Source organism: Amycolatopsis sp. cmx-8-4 (genome assembly GCF_046548675.1).
In the GTDB taxonomy this organism is placed as follows: domain Bacteria; phylum Actinomycetota; class Actinomycetes; order Mycobacteriales; family Pseudonocardiaceae; genus Amycolatopsis.
Window position 1 is genome coordinate 428,227 of sequence record NZ_JAEBDZ010000005.1, and the last position, 25,856, is coordinate 454,082.

The 25,856-nt window shown below is 71.2% G+C and carries 25 protein-coding genes; 15 read left to right on the forward strand and 10 right to left on the reverse strand.

Features of this window, described 5'->3' with window-relative positions:
• Nucleotides 1-4: 4 nt before the first annotated feature.
• The gene (locus ACLJQZ_RS13610) at nucleotides 5-982 is read right to left on the reverse strand and encodes a Zn-ribbon domain-containing OB-fold protein (protein WP_410620362.1); all 978 of its coding nucleotides are present in this window, start codon (nucleotides 980-982) and stop codon (nucleotides 5-7) included.
• An 87-nt stretch (nucleotides 983-1,069) separates the two neighbouring features.
• Between ACLJQZ_RS13610 and ACLJQZ_RS13615 the strand changes: the two genes are divergently transcribed.
• Nucleotides 1,070-2,617 (forward strand): acyl-CoA synthetase, encoded by a 1,548-nt coding sequence (locus ACLJQZ_RS13615; RefSeq protein ID WP_410620363.1) that lies wholly within the window; start codon nucleotides 1,070-1,072, stop codon nucleotides 2,615-2,617.
• Between the two features lie 128 nt (nucleotides 2,618-2,745).
• On the opposite strand, the gene ACLJQZ_RS13620 is transcribed toward ACLJQZ_RS13615, so the two are convergent.
• Nucleotides 2,746-3,534 carry a crotonase/enoyl-CoA hydratase family protein gene (locus tag ACLJQZ_RS13620; RefSeq protein WP_410620364.1) on the reverse strand — a complete coding sequence of 263 codons (789 nt, stop codon included), beginning with the start codon at nucleotides 3,532-3,534 and terminating at the stop codon, nucleotides 2,746-2,748.
• A 63-nt stretch (nucleotides 3,535-3,597) separates the two neighbouring features.
• Between ACLJQZ_RS13620 and ACLJQZ_RS13625 the strand changes: the two genes are divergently transcribed.
• Together ACLJQZ_RS13625 and ACLJQZ_RS13630 are read left to right on the forward strand one after the other, a co-directional pair.
• Complete coding sequence (locus tag ACLJQZ_RS13625) at nucleotides 3,598-5,214, forward strand: acyl-CoA synthetase (protein WP_410620365.1); 1,617 nt, start codon at nucleotides 3,598-3,600, stop codon at nucleotides 5,212-5,214.
• A 12-nt stretch (nucleotides 5,215-5,226) separates the two neighbouring features.
• Nucleotides 5,227-6,327, forward strand: coding sequence for a nitronate monooxygenase family protein (locus tag ACLJQZ_RS13630; protein WP_326954834.1), 1,101 nt, complete (start codon nucleotides 5,227-5,229; stop codon nucleotides 6,325-6,327).
• Nucleotides 6,328-6,388: 61 nt separating this feature from the next.
• On the opposite strand, the gene ACLJQZ_RS13635 is transcribed toward ACLJQZ_RS13630, so the two are convergent.
• Both ACLJQZ_RS13635 and ACLJQZ_RS13640 read right to left on the reverse strand, forming a co-directional pair.
• Nucleotides 6,389-7,195, reverse strand: coding sequence for a S1 family peptidase (locus ACLJQZ_RS13635; RefSeq protein ID WP_247063449.1), 807 nt, complete (start codon nucleotides 7,193-7,195; stop codon nucleotides 6,389-6,391).
• A 125-nt stretch (nucleotides 7,196-7,320) separates the two neighbouring features.
• The gene (locus ACLJQZ_RS13640) at nucleotides 7,321-8,535 is read right to left on the reverse strand and encodes an APC family permease (RefSeq protein ID WP_410620366.1); all 1,215 of its coding nucleotides are present in this window, start codon (nucleotides 8,533-8,535) and stop codon (nucleotides 7,321-7,323) included.
• Nucleotides 8,536-8,615: 80 nt separating this feature from the next.
• On the opposite strand from ACLJQZ_RS13640, the gene ACLJQZ_RS13645 reads away from it, so the two are divergent.
• From ACLJQZ_RS13645 to ACLJQZ_RS13680, 8 genes are all read left to right on the forward strand, one after another.
• Nucleotides 8,616-9,392, forward strand: a complete 777-nt coding sequence (locus ACLJQZ_RS13645; protein ID WP_410620367.1) for a GntR family transcriptional regulator — start codon at nucleotides 8,616-8,618, stop codon at nucleotides 9,390-9,392.
• A 404-nt stretch (nucleotides 9,393-9,796) separates the two neighbouring features.
• Complete coding sequence (locus ACLJQZ_RS13650) at nucleotides 9,797-10,915, forward strand: TIGR03364 family FAD-dependent oxidoreductase (RefSeq protein ID WP_410620368.1); 1,119 nt, start codon at nucleotides 9,797-9,799, stop codon at nucleotides 10,913-10,915.
• Entirely contained in the window at nucleotides 10,912-11,577 is a 666-nt protein-coding gene (locus tag ACLJQZ_RS13655; RefSeq protein ID WP_410620369.1) for an HAD family hydrolase, read from the forward strand. The genes ACLJQZ_RS13650 and ACLJQZ_RS13655 overlap by 4 nt, the downstream gene beginning before the upstream one ends.
• Nucleotides 11,574-12,578, forward strand: a complete 1,005-nt coding sequence (locus ACLJQZ_RS13660) for a 2-aminoethylphosphonate ABC transporter substrate-binding protein (RefSeq protein ID WP_410620370.1) — start codon at nucleotides 11,574-11,576, stop codon at nucleotides 12,576-12,578. Before ACLJQZ_RS13655 ends, ACLJQZ_RS13660 begins: the two co-directional genes overlap by 4 nt.
• Complete coding sequence (locus ACLJQZ_RS13665; protein ID WP_410620371.1) at nucleotides 12,575-13,636, forward strand: ABC transporter ATP-binding protein; 1,062 nt, start codon at nucleotides 12,575-12,577, stop codon at nucleotides 13,634-13,636. The genes ACLJQZ_RS13660 and ACLJQZ_RS13665 overlap by 4 nt, the downstream gene beginning before the upstream one ends.
• Complete coding sequence (locus tag ACLJQZ_RS13670; protein ID WP_410620372.1) at nucleotides 13,633-14,487, forward strand: 2-aminoethylphosphonate ABC transporter permease subunit; 855 nt, start codon at nucleotides 13,633-13,635, stop codon at nucleotides 14,485-14,487. The genes ACLJQZ_RS13665 and ACLJQZ_RS13670 overlap by 4 nt, the downstream gene beginning before the upstream one ends.
• Nucleotides 14,465-15,262 (forward strand): ABC transporter permease, encoded by a 798-nt coding sequence (locus ACLJQZ_RS13675; protein WP_410620373.1) that lies wholly within the window; start codon nucleotides 14,465-14,467, stop codon nucleotides 15,260-15,262. Before ACLJQZ_RS13670 ends, ACLJQZ_RS13675 begins: the two co-directional genes overlap by 23 nt.
• 61 nt (nucleotides 15,263-15,323) lie before the next feature.
• A complete protein-coding gene (locus ACLJQZ_RS13680; protein ID WP_410620374.1) occupies nucleotides 15,324-15,851 on the forward strand; it encodes a hypothetical protein in 528 nt (175 codons plus the stop codon).
• 96 nt (nucleotides 15,852-15,947) lie between these two features.
• Here the strand turns inward: ACLJQZ_RS13680 and ACLJQZ_RS13685 are convergent, their stop codons facing one another.
• Nucleotides 15,948-16,313 carry a hypothetical protein gene (locus ACLJQZ_RS13685; RefSeq protein ID WP_410620375.1) on the reverse strand — a complete coding sequence of 122 codons (366 nt, stop codon included), beginning with the start codon at nucleotides 16,311-16,313 and terminating at the stop codon, nucleotides 15,948-15,950.
• A complete protein-coding gene (locus ACLJQZ_RS13690; protein WP_410620376.1) occupies nucleotides 16,310-16,852 on the reverse strand; it encodes a MarR family winged helix-turn-helix transcriptional regulator in 543 nt (180 codons plus the stop codon). The genes ACLJQZ_RS13685 and ACLJQZ_RS13690 overlap by 4 nt, the downstream gene beginning before the upstream one ends.
• 103 nt (nucleotides 16,853-16,955) lie before the next feature.
• Here ACLJQZ_RS13690 and ACLJQZ_RS13695 point away from each other — a divergent pair, with 103 nt between their 5' ends.
• From ACLJQZ_RS13695 to ACLJQZ_RS13710, 4 genes are all read left to right on the forward strand, one after another.
• Nucleotides 16,956-17,447, forward strand: a complete 492-nt coding sequence (locus ACLJQZ_RS13695; protein ID WP_410620431.1) for a hypothetical protein — start codon at nucleotides 16,956-16,958, stop codon at nucleotides 17,445-17,447.
• Nucleotides 17,448-17,461: 14 nt separating this feature from the next.
• Entirely contained in the window at nucleotides 17,462-17,899 is a 438-nt protein-coding gene (locus ACLJQZ_RS13700) for an SRPBCC family protein (RefSeq protein ID WP_410620377.1), read from the forward strand.
• 85 nt (nucleotides 17,900-17,984) lie between these two features.
• A complete protein-coding gene (locus ACLJQZ_RS13705; protein WP_410620378.1) occupies nucleotides 17,985-19,409 on the forward strand; it encodes an MFS transporter in 1,425 nt (474 codons plus the stop codon).
• A gap of 84 nt (nucleotides 19,410-19,493) precedes the next feature.
• On the forward strand, nucleotides 19,494-20,168 hold the full coding sequence (locus ACLJQZ_RS13710; RefSeq protein ID WP_410620379.1) for a hypothetical protein: 675 nt from the start codon (nucleotides 19,494-19,496) through the stop codon (nucleotides 20,166-20,168).
• A 130-nt stretch (nucleotides 20,169-20,298) separates the two neighbouring features.
• Here the strand turns inward: ACLJQZ_RS13710 and ACLJQZ_RS13715 are convergent, their stop codons facing one another.
• From ACLJQZ_RS13715 to ACLJQZ_RS13730, 4 genes are all read right to left on the reverse strand, one after another.
• Complete coding sequence (locus ACLJQZ_RS13715; RefSeq protein ID WP_410620380.1) at nucleotides 20,299-21,960, reverse strand: fumarate hydratase; 1,662 nt, start codon at nucleotides 21,958-21,960, stop codon at nucleotides 20,299-20,301.
• A gap of 651 nt (nucleotides 21,961-22,611) precedes the next feature.
• Nucleotides 22,612-23,640 (reverse strand): sigma-70 family RNA polymerase sigma factor, encoded by a 1,029-nt coding sequence (locus tag ACLJQZ_RS13720; RefSeq protein ID WP_410620381.1) that lies wholly within the window; start codon nucleotides 23,638-23,640, stop codon nucleotides 22,612-22,614.
• 286 nt (nucleotides 23,641-23,926) lie between these two features.
• Complete coding sequence (dtd, locus tag ACLJQZ_RS13725) at nucleotides 23,927-24,352, reverse strand: D-aminoacyl-tRNA deacylase (RefSeq protein ID WP_410620382.1); 426 nt, start codon at nucleotides 24,350-24,352, stop codon at nucleotides 23,927-23,929.
• Nucleotides 24,349-25,848: a methyltransferase gene (locus ACLJQZ_RS13730; protein ID WP_410620383.1), complete on the reverse strand. Its 1,500-nt coding sequence runs from the start codon at nucleotides 25,846-25,848 to the stop codon at nucleotides 24,349-24,351. Before ACLJQZ_RS13730 ends, dtd begins: the two co-directional genes overlap by 4 nt.
• Nucleotides 25,849-25,856 lie beyond the last annotated feature (8 nt).

Below are 25,856 nucleotides of genomic sequence, written 5' to 3' on the forward strand. Positions count from 1 at the left end.
GACCTCACAGGTGGTGGGCGAAGGTTTCGTAAGCCGCGTCCGGCTCGCCGGTCGGCTCGAAGTGGTCGATGTTCTCCAGCGACGTCCACCACTCGTCGCGGGGTTTCCACGCGGCGCGCACGCGCAGGCCCATCCGGACGTCCTTGGCGTCGCAGCCGAGCACGAGGTGCAGGAACGCGATGTCGGCGCCGTCGAGCAGGATGTACGCGGCGACGTACGGCGGCTTGATCCGCTGGCCCAGGAACGGGACGTTGACGATGCAGAACGTCGTCACGATGCCGGTGTCCGGGAGTTCGACCTCGTCGGTGGTCGGCACGCCGTCGGTCGGGCAGGAGCCGCGCGGCGGGATGTAGACCTTCTGGCAGGCGGGGCAGCGCTGGCCGATCAGCTTGCCTGCGGCCAGGCCGCGCAGGTAGCGGCTCTCTTCGGGCGACGCGGAGTGCTGGTAGCGCAGGTGCACCGGCGTGATGACGATGCTGACCGGCGCGCCCTCTTCGCGTTCGGCGACCGGGGGAGCGGGCTCGGTCGGTGTCGTGTCCTCCGCGTCGGCGGGGAGGAAGTAGGCGATGTCGCGGATGTGCCCGACGGTGTCGTCGGCCCAGCGGACGCGGACGCGCTGTCCACTGTGGATGTTCCCGGGCGAGCCGGCGTCGACGGCGTGCAGCATCGCGGTGTCGGCGCCGTCGAGCTTGACCAGGGCCCAGGCGAACGGGCGGCTCAGCGGCTGGCCTTCCAGGGGGTGCGGGCACCACGACCAGGAGACGACGGTGCCCTCTTCGGCGACCGGGACGAACTCGCTGAGCGGGTCGGCCGTGACCGGGTCGTACTCCACCGGCGGGACGTGCACCCGGCCGTCGCTGCCGCGGATGCCTTCGATGCGGCGCTCACGCAGCGCGTTCACGAAGCGGCCGAGCACCGGCCCGGTCGAGCGGGTGTAGTCGAAGCCGACGTTGAGGGGTGCCGCAAGCGGTGTCTCGGTCACGGCTTGAGTGAAACACGTTCTCGATTCGTCGGCAAGATTCGCCGCCGGACGGTTGCCTGTAGGTGGAACGCGTTCTAGATTTGCGGTATGACGACGACTGCCGCGAAGACGCTGGGCCTGTGGAACATCGCCGCGGAAGAGCCGGAGAAGACGGCTCTGGTCGACCCGGACGGCCGTTCGGTGTCCTACGGCGAGCTGGCCGCGAAGGCCAACCGGTACACCCGGGGGCTGCAGGAGCTGGGCCTCGACGTCGGCGACGTCGTGGTGCTGCTCCAGCCGAACGGCGACGAGCTGGTGGCGGCCTACTTCGCCGCGATCCAGGCCGGGCTGTACGTCGTGGTCGTCAACTGGCACCTGATCGGCCCGGAGGTCGCGTACATCATCGGCGACAGCGGCGCGAAGGCGTTCCTCGCGCACGAGCGCTTCGCCGACGTCGCGATCGCCGCGGCCGACGAAGCCGGGTTGCCCGCTTCGGCGCGCTTCGCGGTCGGCAACGTCCCCGGCTTCCGCCGGATCGAAGAGCTGGGCGCCGGCGAAGGCGACGGACGTCCCGCACGGCGTACGGCGGGCTCGCCGATGCTGTACACGTCCGGCACGACGGGCCGGCCCAAGGGCGTCCGGCGGCCGCTGACGGGCACCGACCCGGACGAGGTGCCGGCGGCGTCGACGTGGTTCTTCGGCGTCTTCGGCCTCGGCCCGCACGACGACCACGTCCACCTGTGCGGCTCGCCGCTGTACCACACGGCGGTGCTGAACTTCGTGGCGATTTCGCTGCAGCTGGGGCATTCCGCGGTGCTGATGGACCGCTGGGACGCCGAGGACATGCTGCGCCTGATCGAGCGCCACCACGTCACGCACAGCCACATGGTCCCGACGCAGTTCCGCCGGCTGCTGGGCCTTCCTGCTGACGTCCGCGCTCGTTACGACCTGTCATCGCTGCGGGTGATGATCCACGGCGCGGCGCCGTGCCCCCTGGAGGTCAAGCGCCAGATGCTGGCGTGGTGGGGCCCGGTGGTCACGGAGTACTACGCGGCCACGGAGGGCGGCGGCACGGTGATCTCGGGCGAGGACTGGCTGCGCAAGCCGGGCTCGGTGGGGTTGCCGTGGCCGGGCTCGACGATCAAGGTCCTGGACGACGCGGGGCTCGAGCTGCCGCCCGGGGAGACGGGCACGGTCTACATGCAGATGGGCTCGTCGGAGTTCTCGTACCACAACGACCCGGACAAGACGGCCGCCGCGCGCGTCGGCAAGCTGTTCACCCTGGGCGACATGGGTCACCTGGACGAGGACGGTTACCTGTTCCTGCACGACCGCAAGGCGGACCTGATCATCTCGGGCGGGGTGAACATCTACCCGGCGGAGATCGAGGGCGAGCTGGTGATGCACCCGTCGGTCGCGGACGTCGCGGTCTTCGGCCTCCCCCACGAGGACTGGGGCGAGGAGATCAAGGCCGTAGTCCAGCCGGCTCCCGGAGTCACGCCTTCGGACGCTCTCACGGCCGAGTTGCTGGCTTATGCGGCGACGCGGCTGGCGAAGTTCAAGCTCCCCAAGTCGATCGACTACCTGGAGGAGCTGCCGCGCGACCCGAACGGCAAGTTGTACAAGCGCCACCTGCGAGCCAAGTACGTGTCGTAACCCGCCACTCGCGTGATCGGGGCCGTAACTCACGTGATTGGGACCGGAACTCGCGAGTTCCGGCCCCACTCACGCGACTTACGTCTTCGATCACGTGAGTGACGTGCTCAGCCACGCGGGTTGCGGCGTCAGCAGTTGTGGAAGTCCGGCTTGCGCTTCTCAGAGAAGGCCCGTGGCCCTTCCTTCGCGTCTTCCGAAGCGAAAACCTCGATGCCGTACTGCGAGTCCAGCTTGAAGGCCTCCTCCTCGTGGAGTCCTTCGGTGTCCCGGATCGTCCGCAGGATCGCGCGCACCGCGACCGGTCCGTTGGCGTTGACCAGCGCGGCCAGCTCGAGAGCCCGGGGCAACGCGGAGCCGTCCGAAACGACGTGACCGATCAAGCCGATCGCCAAGGCTTCCGCGGCGGACAGGTGACGGCCGGTCAGCAGGATGTCCGCCGCGACCGTGTACGGGATCTGGCGCGGCAGCCGCACCGCCGAGCCGCCCATCGGGAACAGGCCCCAGCGGGCCTCGGACACTCCGAACCGGGCCGAAGTGCCCGCCACCCGGATGTCCGTTCCCTGCAGGATCTCCGTGCCGCCCGCGATGGCCGGGCCCTCGACCGCCGCGATCAGCGGCTTCGTCAAGCGACGGCCCTTCAAGAGCCCCGGGATGTGGGCGGGGTCGAACTTGCCCGAGGCGAACGACTCGGACGGCGAGTTCCGCGACATCGACTTCAGGTCGGCCCCGGCGCAGAACGCACCCCCGGCGCCGGTCAGGACGCAGCTGCGGATCGTGTCGTCCGAGTCCACCCGGTCCCAGGCGTCGACCATGATCGACATCATCTCGCCCGTGATCGCGTTGCGGGCCTCCGGGCGGTTCATCGTGACGATCAGCGTCGCCCCCTCCTGCGAAACCAGCGCGTGCGGTTCACCCACCGAAACCTCCTCGAACAACGCGGTGCCATTGCCCGGAACGATAACATGTTCTACTTTGAGGGCGTGGCACTCAACATCGCGGATCTTCTGGAGCACGCCGTCGACGCCGTGCCGGAGCGCGTCGCGGTCGTGTGCGGCGACCGGCGAGTCACCTTCGCCGAACTGGAGGCGCGGGCCAACCGGCTCGCCCACCACCTCGCCGCGCACGGCGTGGGACGCGGATCCCACATCGGGGTCTACTCCCGCAACTCGATCGAGGCCCTCGAGGCGATGATCGCCGCGTACAAGCTGCGCGCGATCGCCGTCAACGTCAACTACCGCTACGTGCACGGCGAGCTCGCGTACCTCTTCACGGACGCCGATCTCGTCGCGCTCGTGCACGAGAGAAGCTACGCCGACAAGGTGCGGGGCGTCCTGCCCGAGGCGCCGAAACTGAAACACGTTGTCGTCGTCGAAGACGGCAGCGACGGTGACTTCGGGAGCTACGGCGGCGTCGAGTACGAAGCAGCGCTCGAAGCGCAGTCGCCCGAGCGCGACTTCGGCGAGCGCAGCAACGACGACCTCTACATCCTCTACACCGGCGGCACCACCGGCTACCCGAAGGGCGTCCTCTGGCGCCACGAGGACATCTGGCGCGCGCTCGGCGGCGGCATCAACTTCGTCACCGGCGAGTACGTCCCCGACGAGTGGACGCTCGCCGAGCAGGGCAAGTCCGGCAGCCTGACGCGGCTGCCCGCCGCGCCGCTGATCCACGGCGCCGCGCAGTGGGCCGCCTTCGGCGCGTTGTTCACCGGCAGCCCGGTGGTGTTCGTGCCGCGCTTCGACGCGCACGAGGTGTGGAAAGCCGTGCAGGAGCACAAGGTCCAGGTCCTCACGATCGTCGGTGACGCCATGGCGCGCCCGCTCATCGAGGCCTTCCGCGAGGGTGACTATGACGCGTCGTCGCTCGTCGCCGTGTCGAGCCACGCCGCGCTGTTCTCGCAGTCGGTCAAGCAGGAGTTCGTCGCGCTCGTGCCGAACGCCGTGATCACCGACGCGATCGGCTCGTCCGAAAGCGGTTTCACCGGGATCGGCATGGTGGGCAAGGACTCCGACCACAGCGCCGGCCCGCGCGTCAGCTTCGGCAAGGACGCCATCCTGCTCGACGACGACGGCCACCTGGTCGAGCCGAAGGCGGGCGCGATCGGGCTGATCGGCCGACGCGGGCACGTCCCGCTCGGCTACTACGGCGATCCCGAGAAGAGCAAGACGATCTTCGTCGACATCGACGACGTCCGGTACGTCGTCCCCGGCGACTACGCGCGCTACGAAGAGGATGGCACGGTCACCCTGCTCGGCCGCGGCTCCCAGTGCGTCAACACCGGCGGCGAGAAGGTCTACCCCGAAGAGGTCGAAGGGGCGCTGAAGTCCCATCCCGACGTCTTCGACGCGCTCGTCATCGGCATCCCGGACGCGCGGACCGGCCAACGCGTCGCCGCCGTCATCCAGCTCCGGGAGGGCGCCGAGCCGGACCTCGCCGGGATCGACGAGCACGTCCGCCACGAGGTCGCCGGGTACAAGGTGCCGCGCACCGTGTGGCTGACGGCCGAGATCGGCCGCTCGCCGAGCGGCAAACCGGACTACCCGTGGGCCCAGCGCTACGCGGCCGAGCACGACCCGGCCACGGCCCAGCACGTCTGAGGAGGAACACGAGTGCGGACATCGCTGTGCGACCGGCTCGGCATCGACCTGCCGATCGTCGGGTTCACGCCTTCGGAGCACGTCGCCGCGGCGCTGAGCCGGGCCGGCGGGCTCGGGGTGCTCGGCTGCGTCCGGTTCAACGACGCGGCCGAGCTCGACCGGGTGCTCACCTGGATGGACGAGAACACCGGCGGCAAGCCCTACGGCGTCGACATCGTCATGCCGGCGAAGATCCCCGCCGAGGGCACCCAGGTCGACCTCGCGAAGATGATCCCGGACGGCCACCGCGAGTTCGTCGACCGCGTGCTGCGCGACCTCGCGGTGCCGCCGCTGCCGGACGACACCGACGAACGGGCGGGCGTCCTGGGCTGGCTGCACTCGGTCGCCCGGTCGCACGTCGAGGTCGCGCTCAACCACCCGATCAAGCTGATCGCGAACGCGCTCGGCTCGCCGCCCCCCGACGTCATCGGCCAGTGCCACGACCGCGGCATCCCGGTCGCCGCGCTCGCCGGGAAGGCCCAGCACGCGGTCCGGCACGTCGAGAACGGCGTCGACTTCGTGGTGGCGCAGGGCTACGAGGCCGGCGGGCACACCGGTGAGATCGCGTCGATGGTGCTGGTGCCGGAGATCGTCGACGCCGTCGACGTGCCGGTGCTCGCCGCCGGCGGGATCGGGTCCGGCCGCCAGGTCGCCGCGGCGCTCGCGCTCGGCGCGTCCGGGGTCTGGATGGGCTCGTACTGGCTCGCCACCGAGGAGTACCTGCAGACGATGGGCGAGTCGGCGGCGATGCAGCAGGCGCTGGTCGCGGCGACGTCGTCGGACACCGTCCGCACGCGGATCTACACCGGCAAGCCGGCGCGGCTGCTGAAGACGCGCTGGACGGAGGCCTGGGCCGCGGCGGACGCGCCCGAGCCGTTGCCGATGCCGTTGCAGAACCTGCTGGTTTCCCACGCGCACAACCGGATCCACGCGGCGAGCGACCCGACGGTGGTCTCGATGCCGGTCGGCCAGATCGTCGGCCGGATGAACGGCGTCCGCCCGGTCGCCGACGTCGTCGCGGACCTGGTGACCGGCTACGAAGCCGCACTGTCCCGGTTGGACAAGACCCGCTGAAAGCCGTGAAGGCCTCCTTACCGGCCATAAGAGCCGGTAAGGAGGCCTTCACGGCTTTGGGCTAGAGAGAAGCGGCGGCCGCGGCGATCTTCGACGCGAACGTGCTCACCTCGGTGTAGACGCCGGGGGCGTGCGGCCGGGCGCAGCCGTCACCCCAGCTGACGATGCCGACCTGGATCCAGGCGTTGTTGTTGTCCCGGCGGAACATCGGGCCGCCGGAGTCACCCTGGCAGGTGTCGACGCCGCCCGCGCTCAGGTTGCCCGCGCAGATCTCCGCGCTCGGGATCAGGTCGGGGTAGCTGCCGCCCTGGGCGGCGCAGGTGCTGTCGGCCACGAACGGGACGGTCGCCTTCAGCAGGTAACGCTGCTGCGCGCCACCCTCGGTCGCCGCGCCCCAGCCGGCCACGGTGAACGTGCCGGTGTTGTAGGTCGACGTCGACGCGATCGGCAGCGTCGAGAGGCCGGTGACCGGGCTGGCGAGCTTGATCAGCGCCCAGTCGCCGCCGGTCGAGGTGCCGTAGGTGGGGGACTGGTAGACGTAGGTCGACTTGATCTTCTTGGCGCTCGTGCTGTTGAGGTCGACCACGCCGACCGTCGCCGTGATCGACGTGTTCGAGCCGGTCCGGCTGACGCAGTGCGCGGCCGTCAGCACGATCTGGTTGGTGTAGAGCGCGCCGCCGCAGCCCATGGAAAGCCGCACCATGAACGGGAATTCGCCCTGGGCGGCCCGGGTCCCGCCGACGACGTCGGTGGACGGCGGCTGGGCGGCGGTGGCGATCGCCGGGGTGGCGAACGACGCGGCCGCGGCGACGGCCGCTACGGCGGTGGTGACGTTTCTGAGCAGGGTGAACCAGCGCTTGGGAGCCAAGGGGATCAGTCCTTCCAGTGTCCACAAAGGAAGCGGTTGCCGACGGCGGCCCCACGACTACACCAGGTGTCCGCACACCCGGACAACCGACTTTCTTCGGATGTTTCGGGCGGTTGGGTGATTTCTCACCGGCGGATCCGGCGAACGCCGTAGGCCGACGCGCCCAGTAACAGCACGCCACCGCCGATCAGCACCGACGTCCACGGCAGGCTGAAGGCCAGCACCACGCACCCGGCCAAGCCGATCACGGCGACCCAGCGTGACGAGCGCAGCGTCAGCGCCGCCGCGTTCGCGATCGCGTAGTAGCTCAAGACGGCGAAGGACGAGAAGCCGATCGCGGCGCGCAGGTCGAGCGTCGCCGCGAGCACGGCGACGACCAGCCCGACGGCCAGTTCGGCCCGGTGCGGCACGCCGTAGCGCGGGTGCACGGCGGCGAGGAACCGGGGGAGGTGGCCGTCGCGGCTCATCGCCAGGGTCGTACGCGAGACGCCGAGGACGAGCGCGAGCAGCGAGCCGAGCGCCGCCAGCGCCGCGCCGACGCGGACGACCGGCGCGAACCAGCCCGGGACGGCGGCCGCGATCGGGTCCGGGCTCGCGGCGAGGGCGGCCGGGCCGAGCCGGACGAGCAGCAGCACCGCGAGCGCGGCGTAGACGACCAGGGTGACGCCCAGGGCGATCGGGATGGCGCGCGGAATGGTGCGAGCGGGGTCGCGGACCTCCTCACCGAGCGTCGCGAGCCGTGCGTAGCCCGCGAAGGCGAAGAAGAGCAGCCCGGCCGCTTCGAGGATCCCGCCGGTGCCGGGCCAGGCGACGAGCGGGCCGCTCGCGTGCGGACCCAGACCCATGGTGACCGCCGCGACGGTGAGCACGAGCAGCGTGCACGTCACGATCACCCGCGTCGCCAGCGCCGAGCGGTGGACGCCGAAGTAGTTGACGCCGGTGAGCGCGGCCACCACCGCGACGGCGAGGAGGCTCCGCCACGGCTGCCCGAGCCCCGGCGCGGCGTAGGCGACGATGGTCAGCGCCATCGCCGCGCAACTGGCCGTCTTGCCCGTGACGAATCCCCAGCCCGCGAGGTAGCCCCAGAATTCACCGAGCCTTTCCCGGCCGTATACGTAGGTTCCGCCGGATTCCGGATGAATCGCCGCGAGCCGCGCGGAAGACGTCGCATTGCAGTACGCGACGACGGCCGCGACGACCAGCGCGGGCAGCAGCCCGGCCCCCGCGGCGTGCGCCGCCGGCGCGAACGCGGCGAACACGCCGGCGCCGATCATCGAGCCCAGGCCCAGGAAAACGGCGTCGGCGAGGCCGAGCCGGCGAGTCAGTGGTGCCGAGCGCATCCGGGTGATCCTCCGTGAGTCGGCCGTGTTACGCGCCACAGCCAACCACGGCGTCGGCGTAAGGCAATAGGGTCGATTCCGTGCCCGCCCCTTCGCGTTATTCCCGCCTGTCCGCCGACGGTCCCGTGCTCGACGGGATTCCCGAGCACGGCCGTGTCCCGCGTTACTACGCGGTCAAAGTCGAACTGCTGGCGGTGATCGCGGAACTCGGCGAAGGCTCGGTGCTGCCCACGGAACGGGAACTGTGCGAGCGGTTCGAGGTGTCGCGGGCGACGGTGCGGCAGGCGGTCAGCGAGCTGGTCCTCGAAGGCAAGCTCAGCCGGCGGCAGGGGAGCGGCACGTACGTCGCCGGCCCGAAGCTCATCCAGCCGCTCGCCCTGGTCAGCTACACCGAGGGCCTGCGGCGCCAGGGCATCCGCCCCGGCCGCAACGTGGTGACGCTGGAGCGGCGCGTCGCCGGCAGCGCGCTGGCGGCCGACCTGCAGGTCACGTCGGACGCCGAGGTGATCCACATCGAGCGCGTCCTGCTGGCCGACGAGGAACGCGTCGGCCTGGAGTCGACATATCTCCTCGCGGCCCGGTTTCCGACGTTGATGGACGTCTTCGACCCGGAGCAGTCCCTCTACGCGTGCTTGAGCCAGCGGCTCGGCGTGGTCTTCGACGGCGCCGAGGAGCGCGTCGAAACGGTGCTCGCGACCCCGCGCGAGGCGCTGCTGATCGGCACGAACCCGGCCCTGCCGATGCTGCTGATGCACCGCGTGTCGTGGGGCCCGGACGGCGCGCCGTTCGAGCGCGTGCGCTCGCTGTACCGCGGCGACCGGCTGAGCTTCATGACCCGCCTGGGCCGCGTGGACTGACCTGCCGCGTCGCTCGGGCGGCCGTCCTGCGCGGAGGTTCGCCGATCGAAGTCGGCCGCACCCACGCGAGTTCGCGGCCGCCGCGCCCAGAACGTCCCCCACCCTCTCCGGGGGGCGTCCCCAGTCCATCGTATCGGGGGTATCCGACGAGAAGCCGGATATGTGCGTTGCTGGGCCTCGCTGTCCACATCACGGCGTGCCTGTGGACAACCGGCTCGAGCGATGTTCTCTCCGGTGATCCTGCCGTGGCTGCTCGACATCTCCCGGCGCTCGCTGGTGCGCGGCCCTCTGGTTCGGCGTGATAACAGAATGGTAACTCATCCGGTCCAATATTCGATGGCGCTTCACGCTGTGTTCGCCGTCGGGACAGTCGCCGTTGGCGCGTGGCCGCGAGCGTGGGCGGCGTGCGAATCCTCATCGTGGGCGGTGGCGTGCTCGGCACGCTGCACGCCTGGCAGGCCGTCGAACGCGGCCACGACGTCATCCAGCTCGAACGCGAACCCGAGGCCCGGGGCGCGTCCGTGCGCAACTTCGGCCTGGTCTGGGTCGGGGGCCGGGCCACCGGCGCCGAACTGGACACCGCGCTGCGGGCGCGGGCGCTGTGGGAGCGGATCGGCGAGCGCGTCGCGGGGCTCGGCTTCCGCGCGAACGGCTCGCTGACCGTCGTCCGGACCGCGGCCGAGCTCGCCGTGGCGCAGGAGGTGGCCGCGGGCGCGGAGGCCGCCGATCGCGGGTACAAGCTGCTCGACGCCGCCGAAGCAAAGGACCTGAATCCGGCTCTGCGCGGGGACTTCCGCGGCGCGCTGTGGTGCGAGCGCGATGCCGCCGTCGAGCCGCGCGTCGCGCAGCCCGCTCTGCGCGCCGAACTCGAGCGCAGCGGCCGCTACATCTGGCGGCCCGGCCGGGAGGTCCGGCACCTGACCGCGTCCGGCGTCGTCGACGACCGGGGTGAGCGGCACGACGGTGACGTCGTCGTCTTCTGCACCGGCGCGTGGACCGGCGGGCTCGTGCGCGAGCTCGCCGGCGAGCCGCCGGTGCGCAAGGTGCGGCTGCAGATGGCGCAGACCGAGCCGCTCGGTGAGGAGCTGACCACGAGCGTCGCCGACGGCGACAGCTTCCGCTACTACCCCGCCTACCGCGGGCCGGCCCTCGACACGCTGGCGGAAACGCAGCCGCAGGGGGACGTCGCGGCGGAACACCGCATGCAGCTGCTGCTCGTCCAGCGGCTCGACGGCTCCCTCACCATCGGTGACACCCACGAGTACGACGAGCCGTTCGCCTTCGACGTCACCGAAGACCCGTACGAGCACCTCGCCGACGTCGCGTCGGCGCTGCTCGGAAGGCCGCTGCCGCGCATCCGGCGCCGCTGGGCCGGCGTCTACGCGCAGACCACCGACACCGGCCGGATCGTGCACCGGGAGCGCGTCGCGGACAACGCCTTGCTCGTCACCGGGCCGGGTGGCCGCGGCATGACCTGCGCCCCCGCCATCGCCGAAGACACCGCCGCGGAGCTGAACCTGTGACCACCGAACTCGTCGTCCTGGACATGGCCGGCACGACCGTCGCGGACGACGGCCTCGTCGTCCGCGCCTTCACCGAAGCGATCCGCGCCATCGGCGTGCCCGATGAGCGCTACCCGGACATGCTCCAGTACGTCATCGACACCATGGGCCAGTCGAAGATCACCGTCTTCCGCGCCCTGCTCAACGACGAAACCCTTGCGCAGCAAGCCAACGCCGCGTTCGAAGGCGCGTACGGCGACCTCGTGCGCGGCGGCGCGTGCACCCCGATCGACGGCGCCGAAGACGTCGTCCGCGGCCTGCGCGAGGACGGCGTCAAGGTCGCCTTCACCACCGGCTTCGCCCCGGCGACCCAGCTGGCCATCCTCGACGCGCTCGGTTGGCGCGACCTGGCCGACCTCGCGCTCGCCCCCGGTGCCGGCGTGCGCGGCCGCCCGTTCCCCGACCTCGTCCTCACCGCCGCCCTGCGGCTCGAAGTCACCGACGTGCGGCGGATCGCCGTCGTCGGCGACACCGCGTCCGACGTCCTGTGCGGCCGCCGTGCGGGCGCGTCGGTCGTCGCCGGCGTCCTCACCGGCGCGGGCCGCCGCGAAGACCTCCTCGAAGCCACCCACGTCCTCGATTCCGTTCGCGAACTTCCCGCCGTGCTAGGAGAAAACCGATGAGAAAGACCATCGCCGTGCTCGCCGTGGCGCTGACCGGCCTGCTCGCCGCCTGCGGTGGCACCGGCGCCGCGTCCGCCGGCGGCAAGACCGTCACCGTGTACACGGTGGACGGACTGGAAGACTGGTACACCGCCCGGTTCGCGGAGTTCAAGCAGCAGACCGGCATCACCGTCGAAGCCGTGACGGCCGGCTCCGGCGAGGTCGCCTCGCGCGTCGAAAAGGAGAAGGCCAACACCAAGGCCGACGTCCTCGTCACGCTGCCGCCGTTCATCCAGCGCGTCGCCGGTCTCCTGCAGCCGTACACCCCGGCGGGCGGGGACCAGGTGGCGGACAAGGACCCGCAGGGCCGTTACTTCGCGATGATGAACAACTACCTCAGCTTCATCCACAACCCGGGCGCCACCCCGAAGACCTGGGACGACCTGCTCGACCCGAAGCTCAAGGGCAAGGTCCAGTACTCGACGCCCGGCGAGGCCGGCGACGGCACCGCGGTGCTGCTGCAGCTCCAGCACGTGCTGGGGGAGCAGGGCGCGCTCGACTACCTCGGCAAGCTGGAGGCGAACAACGCCGGGCCGTCGTCGTCCACCGGCAAGCTGCAGCCGAAGGTGGCCAAGGGTGAGCTGCTGGTGGCCAACGGCGACGTCCAGATGAACCTCGCCGAGATCGCCAAGAGCGGCGGCTTCGACGTCTTCTTCCCGGCGGACGCCCAGGGCAAGCGCTCGACGTTCGCGCTGCCCTACTACGCCGGGCTCGTCACGAACGCGCCGCACGCGGACGAGGCGAAGAAGCTCCTCGACTTCCTGCTCTCGCCCGCGGTCCAGGCCAAGACCGCCGACGCGTTCGGCATCCCCGCCCGCGCCGGCGTCACGGCGACCGGCGCCAACGCCGGCAAGATCCAGGCCGCGCTGCAGGGCGTCGACATCTGGAACCCGGACTGGACCGCCGTGCTCGGCAAGCTCGACGCCGACATCGCCGCGTACAAGAAGGCCGTCGGCCGATGACCCCGGCGGTCGAGTTCCGCGACGTATCCGTCCACTTCGGACGGACGACGGCGCTGGACTCGCTGAACCTCGCCGTGGCCCGCGGCGAGACGCTGGCCCTGCTCGGGCCGTCCGGTTCCGGCAAGTCGACGGCGCTCAAGGCCCTCGCAGGGTTCGTACGGCCCAGCTCGGGCCGGGTGTTCCTGGCCGGACGCGACGTCACCGACCTGCCGCCGCACCGGCGCGGCCTCGGCGTCGTCGTGCAGAGTTACGCGCTGTTCCCCCACATGCGCGTCGCCGCGAACGTCGCCTTCGGACTCAACGCGCGCCGGGCCCCGCGCGCCGAGGTCGCCGCGCGCGTCGCCGAAGTCCTCGACCTCGTCGGCATGGGCGCCTACGCCCGGCGGTACCCGCGCGAGCTGTCGGGCGGGCAGCAGCAGCGGGTCGCGCTCGCCAGGGCACTGGCCATCCGGCCGGACGTCCTGCTGCTCGACGAGCCACTGTCCGCATTGGACGCCGCGCTGCGCGAGGACATGATCGCGGAGCTGCTGCGGCTGCGCGCCGAACTGCCGGACACGACGCTGGTCTACGTCACCCACGACCAGGGCGAGGCCCTCGCGCTGGCCGACCGGATCGCCGTCATGCGCGACTCCCGGCTGGTCGAGACCGGTCCGTGCGAACAGCTCTACCGGCGCCCGGCCGACGGGTTCACCGCGAGCTTCCTCGGCGCGGCCAACCTCATCCCGGTCGAGGTGATCCGCGCCGGGACGCCGTCGACCGTCCGGCTCGGCGAGCGCGTGCTGACCGCCGAGCCGACCGGCGCGCTGAGCCCCGGGCAGGCGGTGGCGCTCGGGGTGCGCCCGCACCGGGTCGGCGTCGGCGAACCCGGCGCGGACACGCTCCCGGCGCTGGTCCGCGCGGTCCAGTGGCGCGGCACGGGCTACCGCCTCGACCTGGAACTGGCGGCGACGGGCGGCACGATCCGCGCCGAGGTCCCGGACGTCGCCGGGCTGGCGGTGGGCACCCCGGTGGGAGTGTCCATTCCGGACGGTTGCCCGCTGGTCGGAGTCGGCTCATGACCGGCCTGGCGCTCGAAGCCACGGTGTCCCCGGCGCCGCGGCGGGCGTCCGGGCGGCGCGGCCGTGGGCTCTGGTTGCTGCCGCCGCTGGTGGTCGTGGCCGTCTTCTTCGGCTACCCGCTGGTCCTGGTGGCCGGGCAGTCCCTGACCACGGACAACGGCTTCGGCCTGGCGAAGTGGGCCGAGGTGCTCGGCTCCGCCGAGTTCCAGGACGCGGCCTGGCAGACAGTGCTGCTGGCGCTGGGCGCGACCACCGGCTGCGTGCTGCTCGGCACGTTCTTCGCGCTGGTCGTCGCGTTCGTCCCGTTCCCCGGGGCGCGGACGCTGTCGCGGCTGGTCGACACCGTGCTGGCGTTCCCGTCGTTCCTCATCGCGCTGGCGTTCACGTTCCTCTACGGCAGCGCGGGCGTCTTCGGCGCCGGCGGGTTCCTGTACTCGCCGTGGGGTGTGCTGCTGGCCGAGATCACCTTCTACACGCCGTTCGTGATGCGCCCGGCGCTCGCGGCGTTCAGCCAGGTCCCGGGCGTGCAGCTGGACGTCGCGGCGGCACTGGGCGCGCGTCCCGGCCGGGTGCTGTGGCGGGTCGTGCTGCCCGCGGCGCTGCCGTCGCTGGCGTCGGGTGCGTGCCTGACGCTGCTGCTCGCGCTGAACGAGTTCGGGATCGTGCTGTTCCTCGGCGCGAAGGGCGTCACGACGTTGCCGATGCTGGTGTACGGCAAGGGGATGGTCACGTTCGACTTCCCGGCGGCGAGCGTCGTCGCGCTGGTCGACGTCGCGATCTCCCTGCTGCTGTACGGGACTTACCGGATGCTGAGCGGAAGGAGCCGCGGTGCTGCTGTGGACGCGGCGTAGCAAGGCGCTGCTGTGGCTGGTGTTCGGTGTGCTGTTCGCGGTGGTCGTCGCGGCGCCGCTGGTGATGATCGTGCTCGCGTCGGTCGCCGGGCACTGGACCGGCGTGCTGCCGGGCGGGTTCACCCTCGGCCACTACACGGAGGCGTTGTCGGGGGAGACGTTCGCGAGCCTGGCGGTCAGCGTCCAGACGGGCGTGCTCGCGGGCGCCGCGGCGGTGCTGATCGGCACGTGGGCCGCGCTGGCGGCGGAGACCGCGCCGCGACGGCTGCGGCGGCTCACCGACACGGTGTTCCACCTGCCGATCGCGGTGCCGTCGGTGGTGCTCGGCCTGGCGCTGCTGGTCGCGTTCAGCCGGCCGCCGCTGGCGTTCAACGGGACGCGGTGGATCGTGCTGCTCGGGCACCTGCTGATCCTGCTGCCGTTCGCCTACAGCACGGTCTCCGCGGCGCTGGCCCGCGTCGACCCGCAGCTCGCGCAGGCCGCGGCCTCGCTCGGCGCGTCGCCGGTGCGGGTGCTGCTGCGGGTGCGCGTCCCGGTGCTGCTGCCGGCGATGACGGCGTCGGCGAGCCTCGCGCTGGCGATGTCGATGGGGGAGCTGGGCGCGACGATGATGCTGTACCCGCCGGACTGGCGCACGCTCCCGGCGAGCATCTTCGCGCTGACCGACCGCGGCCAGGTGTTCCTCGCTTCGGCGGCGACGGTGCTGCTGCTGGTGGTGACGCTGGCAGGCGTCAGCCTGCTGGGCCTGGTCCGGGGACGAGCCGCCCATCGGTGACGTTCCGGGCCGCTTGGGAGGCGCCGTGCAACCAGACGCCCCCGCGTTCCGTCCTGGACGTATGCGCAACGCGGTGGAACTGCTGGGGACGGGCCTGCTGCTGGTCACGATGACGGCGTGCGGGGCTTCTTCGACCGGGGCCGGGGCCCCGTCAGCTTCGTCGGCTCCGCCGGTCAGCAGCACGGGACCGGAGACGCCGACGACAGCACCGACGTCGCCGGGCACGCTGACGCCGACGTTCGACCCGCCGCCCCCGGGTACGGTCGGCCGCCCGACGCAGGGCATCGCGCCGGGCGACGACGTCATCGCCGAGACGCAGGTCGACGCGCGGGGGCTGCCGGAGGGCTACCCCCGCACGCTGACCCGCAGCCTGGACGGCAAGACGGTGCTGCTGGGCGCGGAGGAGGGCGGGTGCCGCCGCGTCTCGGCCCGGGTCGGCGAGCAGAGCGTGGCGCAGGTGGTCGTGCTGATCACGGTGACGTCCGGGACGAAGGGCCAGATGTGCCCGGACTACATCAAGGAGATCAGCATCCCGCTGGCGCTGGCCGCGCCCCTCGGCACCCGCACGGTCGTCCTCCGCCAAGGCTGACGCCCCGAGATCACTCCAAAGTGGCATTCCCCACGAAGGGGTCACCTCGGCCCCGCGTAAACACGCATCTTTCGTAGGGAAAGTGGCGATTTTGGCTCACTCAGGGTGCTGGGCCGCGGCCATGATCGGGTGCCAGCGGGTGGCGTCGAAGATCAGCGTGATGGCCTCGATCCGGCCGTCCTGGAGGCGGAAGTGCTCCGCCGTGCGTTGTGTGCCCACCGGCGTCGCGGTGTGGACGTCGTAGACGAGCGTGGCCTCCGATTCACCGTACAGCTCGCTGATCATCTCCACGCCCGAGACCACCTGGAGGAAGCCGGCGAGGCCGGCCAGGTGACCGTCGGCGTCGGCGCTGAGCAGCGGGCTTTCGAAGGTGAACGCGTCGGCGAGGCGAGCAGCCGCGGCGGGCACGTCGCCGGCGAACCTCGCCCGGTGGTAGGCCTGAACAGTCTCGCGGGTCGTCATTTCCGTTCCTCCAGGTAGCGGGCCAAGTGGTGCTGGTTTTCCACGACACGCAGGCACAAGTGCCGCAGCACCGCGGTTTCGTCGGGGGTGAAGCCGCGGAAGACGGCCGCCATGGCCGCCTGGGACGGGCGCCGGAACTCCTCGAGCCACGTCCGCCCGGCCGGGGTGATCCGGGCGAGCACGGACCGCCGGTCCGCCGGGGCGGGGACGCGCTCGGCGAGCCCGCCCCGCTCGAGCGTGTCCACCAGGCCGGTCACGTTCCGCGAGCTCACCCCGGCGGCACCGGCCAGGTCCTTGATGCTGATCCCGGCTTCGCTGCCGCCGATCCGGATCAGGATGTCGAGGGCGCCCGGGCTCAGCCCGCGGCTGTCCGTCCCGTGCGAGCGCAGCCAGTCCAGCCCCCGCGCGGCGGTCCGGACGGCCGCGGCCGCTTCCAGCAGGCCCGTGTCGTCGTCGACGGCGAACTCGGCGAGCGCCGTCCGGACCTCCGGGTCGAACAACCGGCCGGCCGGGTCACGAGTGAAATCTACGTGCTTCATGATGAAGCACTACATTAGTACGTACTTCCCTAATTGTCACCGATCTTCGTGCAACCCCGTGCGGGACCCGTTCCGTCCTGGACGCATGAGGTACTCAGCGAAGGTGGTCGGGACAGGCGCACTCCTCTTGATGGCGACGGCCTGCGCCGGCCAGGACATGCCCACCAGCCAGCCCGCTTCCGGGGGTGACTCCGTGGCCCCCTCCGGCAGCGTTTCGACGTCGCCGAGCGAGTCGGTGCTGCCGACGGCGCCCTCGGCGAACCCGCCGGGCAAACCCCGGCTCACCGTGCCCGAAGGCAGTACCCCGGTGCCGCCGAACAAGGTCGACGCGGCGGCGCTGCCGGCCGGCTACCCGCACGAGGTGTGGACGGCCAACGGCGGCACGATCCTCAACATCCGCGCCCAGGAGGGCGGCTGCGGCCACGCCCTCGGCGAGGCGACCGAGCAGGCCGGCGACCGCGTCGTCGTCAACCTGAGCGAGACGAAGGCGCAGACCGGCCAGATGTGCACGATGGACATCCGGTTCCCGGTGATCTCCGTCGCGCTGGCCGCGCCGCTGGACCAGCGCACGGTCGTACTCAAGACGACCAAGTGATCTAGGCTCGGGTGATGGGAAGCCGTCAGGTCTCACGCACCACGATCGTCGCCACGACCCCGGAGAAGATCTTCGGGCTCCTGGCCGATCCGGCCCAGCACCCGCTCATCGACGGATCGGGCACGGTCCGGGCGCCCCAGCCGGGGGGCCCGGACCGGCTCGCGCTCGGCACGAAGTTCGGCATGGACATGAAGATGGGCGCGTCCTACAAGGTCCTCAACACCGTGGTCGAGTACGAAGAAAGCCGCCTGATCGCGTGGCGCCACTTCAACGGCCACCGCTGGCGCTGGCGCCTCGAGCCCCTCGACGGCGGCCGCACCGAGGTCACCGAGACGTTCGATTGGTCGACGGCGAAGTTCCCGCTCGCGATCAGCCTCAGCCCGTTCCCGCGCAAGAACGCCCAGGGCATCGAGAAGACGCTGGCCCGGCTCACGGAGCTGTTCCCGGCCTGACGGGCGTGGTTCGGGTCACCCGGCCCCGCGGAAAATTAGTTGTACAGTGCTAAGTATTGTCGCTGACAACTGAGCGGGGTGCGGGGTGCCACAGCCGGTCCGGCGGCGGGTGGTCCTCGCCGTCTGCTGCATGAGCCTGTTCATCGTCGGGCTCGACAACACGATCGTGAATCTCGCGCTGCCGTCGATCCGCCGCGAGCTGGGCGCGTCGGTGTCCAGTCTGCAGTGGACGATCGACGCGTACACGCTCGTGCTGGCCAGCTTGCTCATGCTCTCGGGCTCGACGGCGGACCGCATCGGCCGCCGCCGGACGTTCCAGACCGGCCTGGCCCTGTTCAGCCTCGGTTCGCTGCTGTGCGGGATCGCGCCGAACATCGGCTCGCTCGTCGCGTTCCGTGCGCTGCAGGCGATCGGCGGCTCGATGCTCAACCCGGTCGCGCTGTCCATCGTCACCAACATCTTCACCGAACCCCGCGAACGCGCCCGCGCGATCGGCGTCTGGGCGGGGGTCGTCGGGCTGAGCATGGCCGTCGGGCCGGTGCTCGGCGGCGCGCTCGTCGACTGGGCGGGCTGGCGCTCGATCTTCTGGATCAACGTCCCGGTCGGGGTGGCCGCGATCGTGCTCACGGCGGTGTTCGTCCCCGAGTCGCGGTCCCCGTACCCGCGCCGACTGGACCCGGTGGGGCAGCTGCTGGTCATCGTCCTGCTGGCGTCGGTCACCTACGGGATCATCGAAGGGCGCGGCGCCGGCTGGGGTTCGCCGGAGATCGTCGGCTGTTTCGTGCTCGCCGCGGTGGCGCTGGCCGTGCTGCTGCCCTACGAACGCCGTCGCCGGGATCCGTTGCTGGACCTGAAGTTCTTCCGCAGCGTGCCGTTCTCCGGCGCGACGCTGACCGCCGTCACGGGGCTCGCGGCGCTGTCGGGCTTCCTGTTCCTCAACTCGCTCTACCTGCAGGACGCCCGCGGGCTGTCCGCGCTGGACGCGGGTCTGCTGACGCTGCCGATGGCGGCGGTGACGGCGGTGTTCGCCCCACTGTCCGGCCGGCTCGTCGGCGCGCGCGGCCCGCGGCTGCCGCTGCTCGTCGCCGGCGCGGGGATCGCGGCGTCGGGGATCGTGCTCTCCGGGATCAGCCCGACGACCCCGATTCCCGTGCTGATGCTGGGTTACGTGTGCTTCGGCGCCGGGTTCGGCATGCTCAACGCACCGATCACGAACGCCGCGGTGTCCGGCATGCCGCGTGAGCGCGCCGGGCTCGCCGCGGCCGTCGCCTCGACCAGCCGCCAGATCGGGATCTCCCTCGGCGTGGCCGTGGTCGGCGTGGTCGTCGCCTCGAGCGACGGGCTGCCGCCGGGGACGGGCCGCACCGGCTGGGTGATCATCGCCGGCTGCGGGGTGGCGGTGTTCGCGCTGGGGCTGATCACCACCGGCCGGTGGGCGCGGGCGACCGCCGCGCGCGTCAGTGGTCCGGACCACCTCGGCGAGCCCGTGACCTCGGCTTCGGGCAACTAGGGCGAAAAAGTCCCGCATCTCGGTGAACCACCTTCGTTACCGGGCCGTATTCCGGATGAGGTGGTGATCAGAGAGGAACGGAACATGCCCCGGTTGAGTAGTGGTCGGCACCGCAAGCGAGCGACCATCGGCCTGGCCGCGCTGCTGGGCGTTTCCGGCGTCACCGCGGCCGCGATCGCGCTGAGCAGCCCCGCGAGCAACGCGGCCGAGGCACCCAAGGAGAACTGCGGGGGACTCGACACCGCGCTGCAGAACAACCTGAACTTCATCGCCGGCCAGCAGGCGAACCCGGACGCGCAGTCGGCCGCGAGGATCGCCAACCGCCAGGCGGTGGTGGACCTCATCCAGCAACGGCGGGTGGTCGCGGAGTGCACCGCGAACGTCGTCGCGAACAACGGCCAGGCGGCCCCGGCACCCGTCCAGCAGGCTCCGGCGCAACAGGCTCCGGCCCAGCAGGCGCCCGCACAGCAGGCTCCGGCGCAGCAGCAGAACCAGAACGGTGCCGCGACGGGCGACGTGGTGTGCGCCGGCTCGACCGTGACGCTCTCGGGCGAGGCCGGTGCGCCGGCGGCGTCGAGCAACCAGTTCCCCGCGGGGACCAAGCTGAAGGTGACGAACCTCGACAACTCGAAGTCCACCACCGTGACGGTGACGTCGGTGTCGGGCAGCTGCGCGCTGCTCAACAACGCGGCCTTCGAACAGGTTCGGGAACCCGGAAAGTTCCTCATCCGGCGCGCGCGGATCGAGCGCGTCGGCTGAGGGAGCAGGGAAGGAGGGGAGCACTGGCGGCGGGCTGGTGCTCCCTTCCCCGCCCTGATCACGCGACGAAGCCCCTCCGGCCACTGTGGACGGCCGGAGGGGCTTCGTGTGCGTTGCGGGCGCTACCGGGTCAGCGGAAGCTGATCTGCAGCACCGGATCGCCGGTGCTGGCGAAGAAGTCGTTGCCCTTGTCGTCGATCACGATGAACGCGGGGAAGTCCTCGACCTCGATCTTCCAGACGGCTTCCATGCCGAGCTCGGCGTACTCGAGGACGTCGACCTTCTTGATGCAGTCCTGCGCCAGCCGCGCGGCCGGGCCGCCGATCGAACCGAGGTAGAAACCGCCGTGCTCCTCGCACGCCGACGTCACCTGCTTCGAGCGGTTTCCCTTGGCCAGCATGACGAGTGAGCCGCCCGCGGCCTGGAACTGCGCGACGTAGGAGTCCATCCGCCCGGCCGTCGTCGGCCCGAACGAGCCGGACGCGTAGCCCTCCGGCGTCTTCGCCGGGCCCGCGTAGTACACCGGGTGGTTCTTGAGGTACTCCGGCATCTCCTCGCCGGCGTCGAGGCGTTCGGCGATCTTCGCGTGCGCGATGTCGCGGGCGACGACCAGCGGCCCGGACAGCGAAAGCCGCGTCTTCACCGGCAGCTGCGAGAGCTGCGCGCGAATCTGGTCCATCGGCCGGTTGAGGTCGACGGACACGACGTCGTCGGAGAGGTCCTCCTCGGTGACCTCGGGCAGGAAGCGGGCCGGGTCGCGTTCGAGCTGCTCGATGAACACGCCGTCCGCGGTGATCTTGGCCTTGGCCTGCCGGTCGGCCGAGCAGGAGACGGCGATGCCGACCGGGCACGAGGCGCCGTGGCGGGGGAGCCGGATGACGCGGACGTCGTGGCAGAAGTACTTCCCGCCGAACTGCGCGCCGATGCCGAACTGGCGCGTCATCTCGAGGACCTGCTGCTCGAGGCTCGGGTCGCGGAAGGCGTGGCCGAGCTCGGAGCCCTCCTGCGGGAGGGTGTCGAGGTAGCGCGCGGAGGCGAGCTTCGCGACCTTCAGGTTGAACTCGGCGGACATGCCGCCGACGACGATCGCGAGGTGGTACGGCGGGCAGGCCGCGGTGCCGAGGCCGCGCAGCTTCTCGTCGAGGAAGCGGGCGAGCCGCTTCGGGTTCAGGACGGCTTTCGTTTCCTGGTAGAGGAACGTCTTGTTGGCGCTGCCGCCGCCCTTGGCCATGAAGAGGAACTCGTAGGCCGGGTCGTCCTGGCCGTCCTTGTGGTAGAGCTCGACCTGCGCCGGGAGGTTCGTGCCCGTGTTGCGCTCGTCCCAGAAGCTGACCGGCGCCATCTGCGAGTACCGCAGGTTGAGCTGCTGATAGGCGTCGAAGATGCCCTGCGAGAGCGCGCGCTCGTCGTCACCGCCGGTGAGGACGCCTTCGCCGCGCTTGCCGATGACGATCGCGGTACCGGTGTCCTGGCACATGGGCAGCACGCCGCCGGCCGAGATGGCGGCGTTGCGGAGCAGGTCCATGGCGACGAAGCGGTCGTTGCCGCTCGCCTCGGGGTCGTCGACGATCGCGCGCAGCTGCGTCAGGTGTGACGTGCGCAACAGGTGCTGGATGTCGGTGATGGCCGTGCGCGCCAGGGTGGTCAGCACCGCGGGGTCGACCTTCAGGAACTTCCGCCCGGCGGCTTCGAAGGTCTCGACGCCTTCGTCGGTGACCAGCCGGTACTCGGTAATGGTGTCCTTGCCCAGCGGGAGGACATCGGTGTGCTGAAAAGTGGTGGTGGACGGCACTGCCAGGCTCCTTTGCCAGCTCCGGATCGGTCCACCTTACGCAGGTGTGACGCCCACACCCCAGAGGCATCCGGCCACTGTGGGCCACCCCACGGCCCGCAATCGCGCCCCCACCCTCCCTGGGGGGCGTGCCCTTGTCCAGCTTATCGGGGGCGCCCGACGAAACCCGGGGAAAGCGCTGGCCGGGGCCTGGGTGTCCACATCACGGCGGGGCTGTGGAAAACCCGGTCCGGCGCGGGGAGCAGGCCGACCGAGCAGGCGAGCCGACTGCCTGGGTACGTGAGCTGAGCGACGCCGGCACCTGGGGTTTGGGTCGGGAGGCCGGGTCCACCCCGACGGACCCGACCTCCCGGGGAAAGCGCCCGGATGCGTGCACATCCAGGCGCGAGGCTTGTCGCCGTACCCCACCGGCCTTCACCCGACAGTGGCGTGACGTAGGTCATAAGTCAATCCGGCCGAACGGGTGTTGCGAAGGTTTGCTACCCACGTCATGTGGGGCCGAAACCCCATTTTGGTGGCTTATTTTCCGATCGTGCCCCTGAACTGCGGGAACAATCGCGGAATCGGGCACGAAAACGGGGCGGGCACGCACAGTGTGCGCGGCCCGCCCCGTCCGAGGTGGATAACAGTAGGTGGACGACAGAGCGTGGATCAGCTGGCGTAGGCGCGGAGCCGGTCCGCGCGCTCGCCCTGGCGGAGCTTGGACATGACCTCGCGCTCGATCTGGCGGACGCGCTCGCGGGAGAGCCCGAAGTGCTTGCCGATCTGGTCGAGCGTGCGGGGCTGGCCGTCGTCCAGGCCGTAGCGCAGCCGGATGACGTGCTGCTCGCGGTCGTCCAGCGTCGCGAGCACGCGGCGCAGGTCGTCCTGCAGCAGGCCCGAGATCACGGCGCTCTCGGCGTCGGTCGCCTCGGAGTCCTCGATGAAGTCACCGAGCGGGGCGTCCTCTTCCGCGCCCACCGGCATGTCCAGGCTTACCGGGTCACGCGAGTGGTCGAGCAGGTCGGAGATCTTGTGGGCCGGGATGCCGGACTCCGCGGCCAGCTCGTCGTGCGTCGCGTCCCGCCCGAGCTGCTGGTGCAGGTCGCGCTTGATGCGGGCGAGCTTGTTGACCTGTTCCACCAGGTGGACCGGGAGGCGGATGGTGCGGCCCTGGTCGGCCATGCCCCGGGTGATGGCCTGCCGGATCCACCAGGTGGCGTAGGTCGAGAACTTGAACCCCTTGGAGTAGTCGAACTTCTCCACCGCGCGGATCAGGCCCAGGTTCCCCTCCTGGATCAGGTCCAGCAGCGGCATCCCCCGGCCGGTGTACCGCTTGGCCAGCGAGACGACCAGGCGCAGGTTGGCCTCGAGCAGGTGGTTCTTCGCCACGTGCCCGTCGCGCACCAGGGCGGACATCTCCGTGCGGCGCTTGGACGTGAGGTTTTCACCGGTGTCCAGCGTGTGCTGGGCGAAAACGCCGGCTTCGATGCGCTTCGCGAGCTCCACCTCGTCGGCGGCCGACAGCAGCGCCGTCTTGCCGATACCGTTGAGGTAGACGCGGACCAGGTCGGCGGCCGGGCTCGGGGCGTCGAGGTCGCCGTCGGCGAGCGCCCCCGCGCTCGGCGGCTCCTCGGAGAACTGGCTCGGAATACGTTCGCGAATCCCGCGCGACTCGCGTTCGAGAGTCTGGACTGACATTCTGCCTCCCCGGTCACGGGCTGAACGTGCTGCGGTGGGTCACGCCGGGTGCGTACCCGCGGACCGAGGCCTGTGGAACCCGGTACGCCGGTCCGGCCGGCTTGGCTGGACATCTGGCACAACGCTCCGGGTTCCCAAAACGTTCCCGGCTCGCTGAAAAGGAGACGGCTGCCGGAGCGCTCTGGTTGCTCCACCAATGCTGAGCTTTTCCTGAGAAGGATCAGGGTCCGGGAAACCTGAGAAGACCTTGAGAATTCGGTCAGGAAGTGAACCGCTCCAGAGTGGTCTAGACCTCTACGAGAACGGTGAACGGACCGTCGTTCACGCTCGAGACCGCCATCATCGCCCCGAAACGCCCCGTTTCGACGTGCGCGCCGCGCTCGCGCAGGTCAGCGACCACGGCGTCCACCAACGGCTCGGCGACCTCGGGCCGGGCGGCCTGCGTCCACGACGGCCGGCGCCCTTTCTTCGTGTCGCCGTAGAGCGTGAACTGGCTCACCACGAGCAACGGCGCATTCACCGTGGCGCATGATTCCTCGTCACGCAGGATGCGCAACTCGTGCAATTTGCGCGCCATCGTCGCCGCCTTCGCCGCGTCGTCGCCGACGTGGATTCCCAGCAGTACAAGCAAACCCGGTTCGGTGATGGCGCCGACCACCGCGCCCTCGACCGTTACGTCCGCCCGGGTGACGCGGGCCGCGACCGCCCTCATCGTCCCGCCGGCACGAGCATCCCGTGCCGCACGAGCTCCCGGACGACGGGCAGCGCGGCGGCGGCCAGCTCGTCCGCTTCGCGGCCCTGGGCGGCCGCGAGCAGCTCGATGAGGTCCTCCAGCGGCAGCGCGCCGCGGCAGCCCGCGAGCAGTCGTGCGGCCAGGTCGTCGACCTCGTGCTGCCAGCCCGGGCCGTCGGTGCGGTGCAGCCGCCGGATCGACGTCGTCCAGCCTTCGTCGCCTGGTTCTTCGACGCTTTCCAGCAAAACGGTGTCGGGTACGACAAATCGGACATCGAGTAGGGAACCGGAATTGCGCAGCCATTCGACGCGGTCCAGCCAGCCCGCGGCTTCCGGGCCCAGCGGGTCGTCGTAGGCCTGCCGCAGGTCCTCGCACACCACGGTCGGCGTGCGGCCGGCCGCACGGCGCAGCGTCACGAAACCGAAGCCGATGCCCCGGACGTCGTTGGCCGCGAACCAGTCAAGCCACGCCGCCGCCTTCACCCGGCCTTCGGGCGAGCGCGGGTCGATGCCCGCGTCCCGCAGCCACGTGCCGACGTAGAGCGCCGGGTCGGCGACGTCGCGCTGGACGAACCAGGCGTCGGTCTCGGCGGGCAGCCAGCGGCTCACCCGGTCGGCCCAGTCCTCGGTGCCGGTGTGCAGCCAGGAAGCCAGCAGCTGGCCGACGCCGTCGTCGTTCAGGAACCCCGGCAGCTGCCGGATGACGAGCGCGCTCGCGTCGTCGCCCGCCAGCCCGGAGTCGCGGTAGGTGTAGTCGACGCGCGCCGGCCCGACCACGAACGGCGGATTGCAGACGACCTGGTCGAACTTCCGCCGCGCGACCGGCGCGAACCACTCGCCGCGGACCAGCTCGACGTCCAGCTCGTTGACCCGGAACGTCGCGGCGGCCAGCGCGAGGGCCCGCGCGGAGACGTCGGTGGCGGTGACGCGCCGGGCGTGCCGGGTCGCGTGCAGCGCCTGGACGCCGTTGCCGGTGCCCAGGTCGAGCAGGGTGCCGACCGGCCGGCGGGTGGTCGCGCGGATCAGCGACAGCGACGCGTGCCCGACGCCGAGGACGTGGTCCTCGGGCACGGTCGCGCCGAGGACGTCGGCGTCGAGGTCGGAGACGACCCACCAGGAGCCCTCCTCGTCGCCGTGCGGGCGGACGTCGAGGGCGGCGCGGTAGCCGCCGGCGACGGCGTCGAGCAGGCCCGCCGCCACGGCATCTTCGGGCGTCAGCGGCGCGAACGCGGCCTTGGCCGCGGTCTCTGGCTCCGTCCCGCCCAGCAGGAACAGCCGGATCAGCGTGCCGAGGTCACCCGCGTCCCGGCTCGCCCGGTCCGCCGGTTCCGGCTCGCCGCGGCCCAGCGCCGCGTGTGCGGCGCCGCCGAGGGCGTCCACCACGCCGTCGGCGTCGTAGGAGGTGCGCCGGAAGGCCTCGCGCAGCCGCGCGCAGACGTCATCGGACAGGTCGGGCAGTACGCTTCGCGTGCTCACGGTGGGTA

Bases quoted from the DNA above. Each gene is read 5' to 3' on its own strand.
- ACLJQZ_RS13615 (WP_410620363.1), top strand. From the start codon at position 1,070: ATGACGACGACTGCCGCGAAGACGCTGGGCCTGTGGAACATCGCCGCG.
- ACLJQZ_RS13640 (WP_410620366.1), bottom strand. From the start codon at position 8,535: ATGCGCTCGGCACCACTGACTCGCCGGCTCGGCCTCGCCGACGCCGTT.
- ACLJQZ_RS13660 (WP_410620370.1), top strand. From the start codon at position 11,574: ATGAGAAAGACCATCGCCGTGCTCGCCGTGGCGCTGACCGGCCTGCTC.
- ACLJQZ_RS13665 (WP_410620371.1), top strand. From the start codon at position 12,575: ATGACCCCGGCGGTCGAGTTCCGCGACGTATCCGTCCACTTCGGACGG.
- ACLJQZ_RS13670 (WP_410620372.1), top strand. From the start codon at position 13,633: ATGACCGGCCTGGCGCTCGAAGCCACGGTGTCCCCGGCGCCGCGGCGG.
- ACLJQZ_RS13680 (WP_410620374.1), top strand. From the start codon at position 15,324: ATGCGCAACGCGGTGGAACTGCTGGGGACGGGCCTGCTGCTGGTCACG.
- ACLJQZ_RS13685 (WP_410620375.1), bottom strand. From the start codon at position 16,313: ATGACGACCCGCGAGACTGTTCAGGCCTACCACCGGGCGAGGTTCGCC.
- ACLJQZ_RS13690 (WP_410620376.1), bottom strand. From the start codon at position 16,852: ATGAAGCACGTAGATTTCACTCGTGACCCGGCCGGCCGGTTGTTCGAC.
- ACLJQZ_RS13700 (WP_410620377.1), top strand. From the start codon at position 17,462: ATGGGAAGCCGTCAGGTCTCACGCACCACGATCGTCGCCACGACCCCG.
- ACLJQZ_RS13710 (WP_410620379.1), top strand. From the start codon at position 19,494: ATGCCCCGGTTGAGTAGTGGTCGGCACCGCAAGCGAGCGACCATCGGC.
- ACLJQZ_RS13720 (WP_410620381.1), bottom strand. From the start codon at position 23,640: ATGTCAGTCCAGACTCTCGAACGCGAGTCGCGCGGGATTCGCGAACGT.
- dtd (WP_410620382.1), bottom strand. From the start codon at position 24,352: ATGAGGGCGGTCGCGGCCCGCGTCACCCGGGCGGACGTAACGGTCGAG.